The organism is Oxobacter pfennigii, from assembly GCF_001317355.1.
GTDB lineage: Bacteria > Bacillota > Clostridia > Clostridiales > Oxobacteraceae > Oxobacter > Oxobacter pfennigii.
In genome coordinates this window covers 32,387-43,747 of the sequence record NZ_LKET01000027.1, presented here as the reverse complement: position 1 = coordinate 43,747, position 11,361 = coordinate 32,387, and the positions used below count along the sequence as shown (strand labels likewise).

The window sequence follows — 11,361 nt, the reverse complement described above, 5'->3', positions numbered from 1 at the left end:
CAATGATAAAAAAAACAAATAAAGGAGATGATTTCATGCCAAGATGCGCAAGAATAAAAGCTCCATCTTGCACATATCACATCATGGTTAGAAGCATTAGCGAAGTATTGCTATATGACGATGATACCGATAAAATCAGATATTTAAAGACGCTCAAAAAATATCAGGAGATGTTTCGTTTCAAGGTTTATGCCTATTGCATTATGGATACGCATGCCCATTTTATCATTTATTCCAATGGTGCCGACATATCAAAAGTCATGCATGGAGTCAACCAGTCCTATGCTCAATATTACAACAGAAGGCATGGCAGACATGGACATCTTTTCCAAGACAGATTCAAGAGTAAGGTTGTAGAAGACGAAAGTTATCTCATATCATTGTCCGGGTACATTCACAATAACCCAATTGATTTAGAAAATTATAATGGTAATATCGAAGGCTACCCCTATTCAACTTTGGGAATTTATCTGGGGTTAGCACAGGACGCGTTTGGATTGGTAGATCACAAGTTCGTACTTCTACATTTTGGCAAGAATATCAATTTGGCAAGAAATCAATATTTAGGTTACATAAAGCAATGCATCAGCCTGGATATACTTTCGGATATAGAGTTTGAGAACGAACTCAATGACTATTGGAGTCAAAAAAGCTTATATTTGAGAGAGCAGACGGCAGTGGATGTTGCACAGCAAATGTCAGAGAAAATAGGTTTTAAGAAGATAATGCTTTCAATGAAAAGTAACAGCAAAGCTACGGAATATAGATCCTTGTATGTCCTTTTCCTACGAGCATTTTGTGATTTAAAATATGTTGATATTTGCAGAGTTATCGGCAATGTGACACAATCTAGGGTATCTAAACTTTGCTCTATTGGTGTTGATTTGCTCCAAAGTAATGATAAATACAGAAGCATAATGAACGATATTTTCGAAAACTGTAAAACAGCATAAATAATGTCTTTTAATTTTCAATTGCTGCTTCAAATCTTTAACTATTGAAAAATTGTACAAGCTGCCTTTTGTATACGCTAGAAGCCATAGAACATGTATATGGATTTCTCATAAAATCAGAGTAATTTGTGTTGAATGATGGATTTTTTATAATATTCAACTGATAATCATTAATTGTTAACCGTCCCAAATCGGTCTCAACCGGTGAATTTTTGAGTGAGAGTAAATAGTTGTTAACCGTCCCGAAGGGACGAAGGGAGGAGGGCTTCGAAGGGGTTGATTTGTGCGGTTAACAAATATATACTATTATAAATAGGAGGTTTTAGTATGTCAGATGAAAAAAAGGTAATTTTCAGCGGTATTCAGCCGTCGGGCAATTTAACTATAGGAAATTATTTGGGGGCACTGAAAAACTGGGTAAAGCTGCAGGATGAATATGATTGTTTTTATTGCATAGTTGATATGCATGCAATAACGGTCCGTCAGGAACCTAAAGGTTTAAGGGAAAAGACTCTGGAGGTTCTGGCCCTGTATCTTGCGTCGGGCTTGGACCCCAATAAGAATACGCTTTTTATCCAATCCCATGTTCCGGCCCATGCCGAGCTTTCATGGGTACTCAACTGCTTCACCTATATGGGTGAGCTAAGCCGCATGACTCAATTTAAAGATAAATCAGCGAAGCATGAAGAAAATATAAACACCGGCCTCTTTGCTTATCCTGTACTTATGGCTGCCGATATTTTATTGTATCAGACCGACCTTGTTCCCGTGGGTGTCGACCAAAAGCAGCACTTGGAGCTATCCCGCGATATAGCGCAGAGGTTTAATAATTTATACAGCCCCACCTTCAAGGTTCCGGAGCCATATATAGGTACTGAAGGCGCTAAGATTATGAGCCTTCAGGAGCCGGAAAAGAAGATGTCAAAATCCGATGAAAACGAAAATGCGTTTATCACCATGCTTGACAGTCCGGATGTGATAAGAAAGAAAATTAGCCGCGCCGTTACCGATAATTTAGGTACTGTAAGGAATTCCGACGAGCAGCCGGGCATAAAGAATCTTTTATCCATCTTCTCCACCTTTACGGGAAGAACCTCGGAAGACATCGCAAAGGAATACGAAGGCGCAGGCTATGCAAAATTCAAAGCCGATACCGCCGAGGCTGTCATTGCAGAATTGGAGCCAATTCAGATAAAGTGCAGGGAATACATTGCAAACAAGGATTATCTCAATGAGGTATATAAAGAAGGCGCTGAAAAGGCAGCAAGAGTGGCTTACAAAACCTTAAGAAAAGTTCATAAAAAAGTGGGGTTCATCCCTAAAGAATAAGTAAAAGGCAGCTTTCAAGCTGCCTTAATTTTATCTTGCATAAATTTCAATAATTTTTAGTATTACCTCAACGGATTTTTCCATGGACTTAAGGGGGATAAATTCATATTTTCCGTGGAAGTTGTGTCCCCCGGTAAAAAGGTTGGGACAGGGCAATCCCATAAAGGACAATCTTGCACCGTCAGTACCGCCTCTTATTGGCTGGACGAGGGGTTCAACACCAGCTTCCTTCATGGCCTCAATGGCAGTATCAACGATATGCTGCCTTTCTTTTACCTTCTCAACCATATTGGAATACTGATCCTTAATCTTTACTTCAACAGTGCCTTCACCGTATTTTTTATTTAATTTTACAGCCAATTCCTGCATGAATTTTTTGCGGTTTAAAAGTCCCTCATCAGTAAAATCCCTCAGTAAATAGCTGGTTTTTGTAAGCTCCACATTGCCGCTTAAGGTATGCAGATGATAAAATCCCTGATACCCTTCTGTTGCTGCCGGCGTCTCATCCTGGGGAATCATCATATTAAGCTCCGATGCTATGTACATGGAATTTACCATGACTCCTTTTGCCGAGCCGGTGTGAGTGCTCTTTCCGTGTATATCAAATTTTGCAATAGCCGCATTGAAGTTTTCATATTCAACTTCTCCTATTTTTCCTCCGTCCACAGTATAAGCAAAATCAGCTCCGAACTTTTTAACATCAAAAAAGTCCACTCCTCTTCCAACCTCCTCGTCGGGAGTAAAGCCCACCTTAATTGTGCCGTGCTTTATTTCGGGGTGATTTACAAGATACTCGACAGCCGTCATAATTTCCGCAACCCCTGCCTTATCGTCGGCCCCTAATAATGTGATCCCATCCGTTGAAATTATTGTATCTCCCTTGTAATTCAACAGGTCAGGGAATTCATTGGGGGATAACAGGATTCCAAGCTTTTCGTTAAGTACTATATCATTACCGTCATAGTTTTCAGTTATTTTAGGATTGACGTTTTTACCCGGCATGGCATTGCTGGTATCGGTATGGGCGATAAAGCCTATGATTGGAAGATCCTTTTGAATATTTGACGGTAAAGTGGCAAAAACATAGCCAAATTCGTCCATGGTAACATCCCTTAACCCCAAATCTTTTAATTCCTTTGCCAAATCCTTTAAAAGAACAAGCTGACCTTCTGTGCTTGGATAGTCTTCGACATCCTCTTGTGATTGGGTATCATACTTTACGTATCTTAAAAATTTATCCACTACTTTTTCCATAATTCAACCTCTTTTCCCCAAATTAAATTTTAAATCAAAATCCAATCTTACTTTTTTCCATCCCAGACCTTGGCCTTTTATATTTTTTACTGATATATACTATTATACCATTATGTTTCTATATAATAAGGCTCAACTTTGCAAATAATAAGCCTGGGTGATAAATGTGAAAAAAATACCGATGTTTTTTATAACAGTTATAGCAGCATTTTTCTTTATACAGGGCAATAATCATCTTTTACTCTTAGCCAGCCCGAATGGAAGCTCAAAAGCATCTCCAAACCAAAAAACAAACCCAAAATCAAGCTCAAGCCCAACCAACCACGGCTGGGAGGTAAAACGAAACAACGAGCATAAACAGCCGGAGATACCAAAGGCTGCCAAGGAAATGCTTCAAAAATACAACGCATATTATACCGGCGATCCGGATAAAAAGACAATTTACCTGACCATTGATTTAGGCTACGAATCGGGCAACACCAATGCCATTTTAGACGTACTTAAAGCTAATAACGTCAAGGCTACTTTTTTTATCATAAAGGACTATTTCGAAAAAAATCCGGAAATCGTGGACAGAATAGTAAAAGAAGGCCATTCCCTTCAGAACCACACGGCAAATTACCTGAAGCTTCATACCTTAAGTGAAGCCAAGATAAGAAAAGAGATAATGGATATGCATGACAGGATAAAAAACCGCTACAACATCCACATGAAATATTTAAGGACTCCCTATGAGGAATGGTCGGATCCCGTCATGAAAACCGTCAAGGATACGGGCTACAAAACTATATTCTGGAGCATTGCCTGCGTGGACTGGGTAAAGGAAGCAGAGGCGGGATATATATACAATTCCATATTAAACAACCATCATAACGGCGGCATAATATTGATGCATGCAGTGTCCCCCCAGAGCCCCTGGGCAGTGTATATGGCCATAAAAAAATTGCAGGAAAATGGCTATCAATTAAAAACCCTTGATATGTAGCTACACCTAAAGACAATAAAAAAGAGCTGTTGCATTATGAACAACGTAAATGAACATAGCATATTGAGTGTTCAAAATGCAACAGCCCCTTTTAAACTTTTACCGAGCAGAAGTCATTCTTCTGTCTAAGGCAAATTAAAAAAACCTTTTGCTGTTTAAACGTTCCTGTACATCCACCAGTGCTTCGCCAAAGCGCTGGAAGTGAACGACTTCCCTTGCCCACAGGAATTTAAGGGGATCTATAACGTCAGGATCATCTGCGAGAGCAATAAGATGTTCGTATGTTGTCCTTGCTTTTTGCTCTGCTGCCATATCCTCTGTCAGGTCGGTAACAGGGTCTCCAATAGACTGTATGAATGCTGCGGTCCATGGAACTCCGTTTGCGTCTGCAGGATACAGTGCGTTATCATGCTGTGTGAAATATCCGCCGAGGCCTGCTTCTTTCAGCTCTTCAGGAGTAGCATCTTTCGTAAGCTGGTAAATAATTGCACATACAATCTCAACATGAGCTAATTCCTCAGTGCCTATATCATTCAACAGTGCCTTTGATTTGCCCGTAGGCATGGTATGGCGCTGTGCAAGATATCTGAGTGATGCGCTTAATTCTCCGTCAGGTCCCCCATATTGTGCCATTATGCATTTAGCCAGCTTTAAGTCCTTATTTTTAATATGAACCGGATATTCTAATTTCTTTTCATAAATCCACATGACTATTCCTCCTCATCACTCGCCGCTTTCCCAGGGCCAGGGCTCGTCAACCCATGTCCAGACTGATTTGCTGGGGGAATTTCCGAAATTCTGCAAAGGCCCCACCCTCATATTGTACATTTCCTTTAAATCCATCAATTCCTTATGAACGATGTTGAAGTCGGATATAGCCTGCTGGCATGTAGGGTTATTATCAAGAAACAGATTCAGGTCAACGGCAGCGAATTCAAGCTCTTTAATTCTCTTTACAAGGTCCTTAACATCCATTTCTCTCATTTAATCTTCCCCCTTTTCGATCTTTTCAAGCTGAGGCAGATATGATTTTAAAAGGAATGGAAAAACAGTACCTCTTTTTAATGCTTCTTCGGGAAGAACAACTCCCATGTATGGCTGGATCAAAACATATGCTCTTGCATATTCCAAATTATTCATAGGTAACGGCATGCCCGCAGGCATCGGATAACGAAGCAAAAGATTCACCTCAAAAATATAAACTTATAATACCATCATATTCAGCTTGTCAAAATTTGTGCAAGTATAAATATATCAAGGCATTTCATAAAAATCCCTATTTGAAGTTCACAAAATCAATGGACGTGAATATTATATAGTTAACAATATTTTTAAGGGGAGGTTAAGCAAAGGGTTTTAAAAATGGCTACAGTTTTGTATAATATTTTTAATTTAAAAGCATTGGATTCAACAAAGTCGGCGGCAGTTTTAATATTTATTCTGGTTATGGCAGGGCTATTGATACTGCAGAGGTTTACAAGAAAAATGTTCAAAGAAAAACAGATGGAATATGAAAGAGTAAAACTGGCCTACAAAGAAAAAAATAAATTGCTTAAAGACATTTTCACTTCGAAAAATGTGAAATACCCCCCCAAGAGCATATTCATAAGGGTTTTTAAAGAAGAAGGGATACTGGAGCTTTGGTCAAGCTCAAAGGATAAGCCCTACACACTTGTAAAAAGCTACCCGGTAAGCAAATCCTCAGGTGTTTTAGGACCTAAGAGAAAAGAAGGTGATAAGCAGGTGCCCGAAGGCTTTTATTTCATCGATTATTTTAATCCTTTGAGCAAATATTATCTATCCTTAAGCATCAATTACCCGAATGAGTCGGATATGATATTAGGGTACAGGGAAAATCCCGGAGGAGATATATTTATCCACGGAGGCAGCAGTACTATCGGCTGTATTCCCATTAATGATGACGGCATAAAAGAGCTATACATTGCTGCCGTTGAAGCCGTATCCCAGGGACAGGACAGGATTGAGGTTCACATTTTTCCAAAAATCATGGATGATATAGGCTTCCGGGAGCTGCAGGAGAGGCATAAGGATGATGCAGAACTGCTTTATTTCTGGGAGAATATAAAGGCAGGCTATGATGCCTTTGAAAGCACAAAAACTCTTCCTGTCATAAACATAGGACGGGACGGAAGATATATAATAAATATAAAAAAGCTTTGAAAGAAATTTCAGGGCTTTTTTTGGCACTGTACCTTATCTGAACTTGTCTGCAATAGTTTATAAATAATTAATATTTAATTTAATACTAATTCAGAATTAAAAGATATTATTATATGGTATAGTTAAATGTGAAATTATGCTAAAAAGACTAATGTATACCTTAAACAAGGGGTTTAATATTTGCGCACAAGATATTATAATTTTGTTATGTACCTATTCTTAATCTGCCGTTTATTTTACAGCCCATGCCGATCTGTGGTAACCAAACCATATTAAATATAAAAGCAATAATAATTAATTTATGGAGGAGTATTAATGAAAAAGAAATTTTTATCCATGACTATTCTTATTCTTGTATTGGTGAGTATTTTAGCCGGCTGCGGCGGCCAGCCCCAATCTGCGGGACCTGCGCCTCAGACGGATATATATACCCCTGTTGAAACACAAACTATAAAAAAGGAAAACCTGTCCAATATGTCCACATTAAGCGGCAAAGTATTTCCTGATAAGGAAATAGCTGTCATGCCCAAAGCCCCCGGGAAGGTAGCAGCCGTTAATGTCAAGGTGGGGGACAAGGTTAATGAAAAGCAGGTTTTACTGACATTAGATCGCGAAGATATTCAAAAGCAGGTGGATTCAACAAAGGCTGCCTATGATTTGGCTAATGCTAATTACCAAATGAACTTGGAAAAATATAATAATGCAAAACTTACATATGATAGAATGAAAACTTTATATGACAGCGGCGCCATATCAAAGAAGGATTTAGAGCAGGCAGAGCTTGCTGCATCCTCCATACAGCTTGATCTATACAGCGCCCAGTTAAGCCAGGCGGAAGTATCCTACAACCAGGCAATGCAAAATTTACAGAACACAGTTATTGAATCACCTATAAGGGGAATTGTATCCGCTGTAAACGTGGAAGCAGGGGAGATGGCATCCACAGCCCAGCCTGCAGTAACCATCGTGGACATGGATATTGTAAATGTCCAGATAGGCGCTGCAGAAAATATGATAAGCTCCTTAAAGCTAGGACAAGAGGTTAAAATAGCTCTCACTGCCATACCCGGCAAGGAGTATACAGGCCACATAGAAAACATAAGCCCTGTGGCAGACTCCAAGACTCAGATGTATCCCGTAATAATCAATATAGATAATAAAGAACAGGAAATCCTGCCTGGAATGTTTGCAAAGGTGGAGTTCAGCACAGATACGGTTAATGATGCAATCATAGTTAAAAAGGAAAGCATAAAAGAAAAAGAAGGAAAGAGTTACGTATATGTAGTTGAAAATGATGCGGCCGTTGAAAAGGAAGTTGCAATTGGCATGGATACCGGCTCATTAGTTGAGGTTATAAGCGGTCTTAACGAAGGTGAAAATATAATTGTCAAGGGGCAGGACTATGTAGAAAATGGAACAAAAGTTAAGATAGTCAGAGGTGATAATTGATGAACCTTTCGAAGCTCTCAGTCAAAAAGCCTGTCACCGTCATGATGCTGACCCTGATTATAATAATTTTAGGTGCGGTATCATTGCAAAGGCTTCCTATAGATTTGCTGCCCAATATCGAGATTCCAATTATAATAGTTTCAACATCCTATTCGGGAGCAGGGCCCCAGGAGGTGGAAAACCTCATAACAAGGCCTATAGAAGGGGCCATAGGTACCGTAAGCAATATAAAAAACATAACCTCCATGTCATCCGAAGGCAATTCCGTGGTTATAGCGGAGTTTGACTTTGGAATCGATATGGATTTTACATCCCTTGAAATGAGGGAAAAGGTGGACATGGTTAAGGGAATGCTGCCTGAAGATGCGGGAGATCCCATGGTAATAAAAATAGACCCCAATGCCCAGGCCATAGTCCAGCTTTCATTGACAAGTACAATGGAATTATCAAAGCTTCAGGCAATAGCTGAAGACAGCATTCAGCCCAGGTTTGAAAGGCTGGAAGGTATTGCTTCCGTCAGCACAACGGGAGGATATACAAATCAGATAGAAATTTTGGTAAACGAACAAAAAATGAGAGGCTACGGCCTGTCTTTAGATTACCTTTCACAGATACTGGCGTCGGAAAACTTAAATATGCCTGGAGGTCAGGTGCAAAACGGAAATCAGAAGCTGACCATAAAAACTGTAGGCGAATTTAAAAGCGTGGATGAGATAAGGGCTCTTCCCATACCTTTGCAAACAGGCGGTGTGGTAACTTTAAGCGACATAGCGGATGTTCAATTGAATTACAAGGATACCACAAGCATTGTAAAGACTAACGGCAGAGACAGCATAAATATATCGATACAAAAGCAGTCGGGCACAAATACCGTGGCCGTTGCTGAAAGTGTAACAAAAGAGCTTGAAAATTTAAAGAAGGATTTTCCCAACATAAATTTTGAAGTTGTAATGGATCAGTCGGAATACATAAGGTTCTCTATTGATAATGTGGCAAACAGCGCCATACAGGGCGGAATACTGGCCATTCTTATATTGTTCTTATTCTTAAGAAATTTAAGGACTACATTTATAATAGGCGTGTCCATCCCGGTTTCCATTATAGCTACCTTTGCCCTTTTATATTTCAGCAAAATCACATTGAATATGATGACTCTCGGAGGTCTGGCCTTAGGTATAGGTATGCTGGTGGATAACTCCATAGTGGTATTGGAAAATATATTCAGGTTTAGGGAGGAAGGGCATTCCAGGGAAGATGCAGCCATTGAAGGTACGGGGGAAGTAAGCATGGCCGTTGTGGCATCAACTCTGACCACAATTGCCGTATTTATACCTATAGTATTCGTTGAAGGCATGACTGCCATAATTTTTAAGGAGCTGGCCTTGACCATAACCTTTTCACTGGTGGCTTCACTTGTGATAGCACTTACAGTTGTTCCCATGATGGCATCTAAATTACTTAAGGTGGACAGGAACAAGAACAAGGAAAGAAAAGGCATATTAAAAATCTTTTCTTTCATATATGCAGGCTTTGATAAATTCTTTAACGGTATGGAATCCGTATATAAAAAGATATTAAACTGGGCGTTGAATCACAGAAAGAGCACCGTATTTATAGCCATTGCCGTATTTATAGCAAGCATGGTCTCCCTTTCAACAGTTGGTTCGGAATTTTTCCCCCAATCGGACCAGGGTCAGATTTCCATAAGCATATCCATGCCTGACGGCGCTGAAATTGAAGATGTGGCAAAATTGGTGTCAGACATTGAGGGAAAGATTGAAGGAATTCAGGAAATAAAGTCGGTATTTTCAAGGGCGGGTTCCGGCGGAGGTTATCTTGGCGGGGGCTCAAACAGCGGCTCTATTACAGTAATGCTGAAAAGCTTAAGCGAAAGAGAGAGAGGCTCTCTTGAAGTAGCAGATGAAATACGTAATCTGGTAAAGGATATACCCGGTGCTAAAATAGGAGTTACGGCCGCAACCGGCAGCATGGGTATGATGGGAGGTTCTCCTATAAGCATAAGCATAAAGGGAGACGATTTGGAAGAGCTGAAAAGAATAAGCGATGATTTTGAAAATATAATAAGATCTGTCGAAGGAACAAGAGAACCAAGCTCCAGCCTGGACAGAGAGGTACCCGAAGTTCAGATAAAAATAGACAGGCGTGCTGCCACCCAGTATGGCCTGACAGCCTCCCAGATAGCGTCAGCCGTAAGGGGAAATATTACAGGAAGAACGGCGACAACACTGAAATATGACGGTGATGAGCTGGACGTAGTTATAAAGAGCGATAATTTGTACAATGAAAGCTTATCCAATTTAAAGCAGATAATAATACAGACAGCCTCGGGTGCCAGCGTTACTATAGGCCAGGTGGCCGAGGTAACCATAGAAAAAGGCCCCATAACCATAAACAGGGATAATCAGGTTAGGGTGGTTACCGTATCCAGCCAGATTATGGGAAGAGACCTTTTGAGCGTGACAAATGATATAAATCAAAAGCTTATGGAATATAATATGCCGGACGGATATATTTTTGAGATAGGCGGAGAAAGCCAGCAGCAGCAGGAAGCTTTTGCCGATCTTGGAATGGCGCTCGTTCTTGCCCTTATCATAGTTTACATGGTAATAGCATCCCAGTTTGAGTCATTGCTGAATCCATTTATAATCATGCTGTCAGTGCCCTTCTCATTTTCGGGAGGCGCCCTGGCTCTGGCATTGACAAGAAGGTCTTTAAGCGTCCCGGCTTTTATAGGAGTTATAATGCTGGCCGGTATAGTTGTTAATAATGCCATAGTGCTGATAGACTACATTATAACAAGAAGAAAAAGAGGAGAGGACAGGAGGACTGCCGTTATAAATGCAGGCCCCATAAGGCTAAGACCGATATTGATGACGACTTTGACAACCATTTTAGGCCTTATGCCCATGGCATTAGGAATAGGCGAAGGAGCCGAGACTATGGCGCCTATGGGTACGGTGGTTATAGGCGGATTGACCCTTTCAACCTTATTGACACTGGTCTTTATCCCGGTAACCTATACATTGTTTGATGATCTTTCGGTATTTCTTAAGACAAAGCTATTTAAAAGGAAAAATACCGTTGCAGGAGATATAACAGCAGAAATGTAGTTTTAAATATTGTTTTAAGCAGCTAAATGTGATAATATAAACATGATATGATAATTCCTTACAGGAATTATCATATCAT

The 11,361-nt window shown here is 40.0% G+C and carries 10 protein-coding genes; 6 read left to right on the top strand and 4 right to left on the bottom strand.

Going from position 1 to position 11,361, the window contains the following annotated elements; all coding sequences use genetic code 11:
• Positions 1 to 2 precede the first annotated feature (2 nt).
• Together OXPF_RS06295 and trpS are read left to right on the top strand one after the other, a co-directional pair.
• Positions 3 to 953, top strand: a complete 951-nt coding sequence (locus OXPF_RS06295; RefSeq protein WP_083479724.1) for a transposase — start codon at positions 3 to 5, stop codon at positions 951 to 953.
• Between the two features lie 327 nt (positions 954 to 1,280).
• A complete protein-coding gene (gene trpS, locus OXPF_RS06290) occupies positions 1,281 to 2,282 on the top strand; it encodes a tryptophan--tRNA ligase (RefSeq protein ID WP_054874359.1) in 1,002 nt (333 codons plus the stop codon).
• Positions 2,283 to 2,312: 30 nt separating this feature from the next.
• Here trpS and pepT read toward each other — a convergent pair whose 3' ends face one another.
• The gene (gene pepT / locus OXPF_RS06285; RefSeq protein ID WP_054874358.1) at positions 2,313 to 3,536 is read right to left on the bottom strand and encodes a peptidase T; all 1,224 of its coding nucleotides are present in this window, start codon (positions 3,534 to 3,536) and stop codon (positions 2,313 to 2,315) included.
• 166 nt (positions 3,537 to 3,702) lie between these two features.
• Between pepT and OXPF_RS06280 the strand changes: the two genes are divergently transcribed.
• Entirely contained in the window at positions 3,703 to 4,521 is an 819-nt protein-coding gene (locus OXPF_RS06280) for a polysaccharide deacetylase family protein (RefSeq protein ID WP_054874357.1), read from the top strand.
• Positions 4,522 to 4,656: 135 nt separating this feature from the next.
• On the opposite strand, the gene OXPF_RS06275 is transcribed toward OXPF_RS06280, so the two are convergent.
• From OXPF_RS06275 to OXPF_RS06265, 3 genes are read right to left on the bottom strand one after another with little or no spacing between them, the layout of a single operon-like run.
• Positions 4,657 to 5,229, bottom strand: coding sequence for a manganese catalase family protein (locus tag OXPF_RS06275; protein ID WP_054874356.1), 573 nt, complete (start codon positions 5,227 to 5,229; stop codon positions 4,657 to 4,659).
• 15 nt (positions 5,230 to 5,244) lie between these two features.
• Positions 5,245 to 5,505, bottom strand: coding sequence for a spore coat protein CotJB (locus OXPF_RS06270; RefSeq protein WP_054874355.1), 261 nt, complete (start codon positions 5,503 to 5,505; stop codon positions 5,245 to 5,247).
• A complete protein-coding gene (locus tag OXPF_RS06265) occupies positions 5,506 to 5,661 on the bottom strand; it encodes a spore coat associated protein CotJA (RefSeq protein ID WP_201779682.1) in 156 nt (51 codons plus the stop codon).
• 222 nt (positions 5,662 to 5,883) lie between these two features.
• On the opposite strand from OXPF_RS06265, the gene OXPF_RS06260 reads away from it, so the two are divergent.
• The 3 genes from OXPF_RS06260 to OXPF_RS06250 all read left to right on the top strand — a co-directional run bounded on the left by OXPF_RS06260 (position 5,884) and on the right by OXPF_RS06250 (position 11,282).
• Entirely contained in the window at positions 5,884 to 6,702 is an 819-nt protein-coding gene (locus OXPF_RS06260) for a L,D-transpeptidase family protein (protein ID WP_201779681.1), read from the top strand.
• A gap of 315 nt (positions 6,703 to 7,017) precedes the next feature.
• The gene (locus tag OXPF_RS06255) at positions 7,018 to 8,151 is read left to right on the top strand and encodes an efflux RND transporter periplasmic adaptor subunit (RefSeq protein ID WP_054874353.1); all 1,134 of its coding nucleotides are present in this window, start codon (positions 7,018 to 7,020) and stop codon (positions 8,149 to 8,151) included.
• On the top strand, positions 8,151 to 11,282 hold the full coding sequence (locus OXPF_RS06250; RefSeq protein WP_054874352.1) for an efflux RND transporter permease subunit: 3,132 nt from the start codon (positions 8,151 to 8,153) through the stop codon (positions 11,280 to 11,282). The genes OXPF_RS06255 and OXPF_RS06250 overlap by 1 nt, the downstream gene beginning before the upstream one ends.
• Positions 11,283 to 11,361 lie beyond the last annotated feature (79 nt).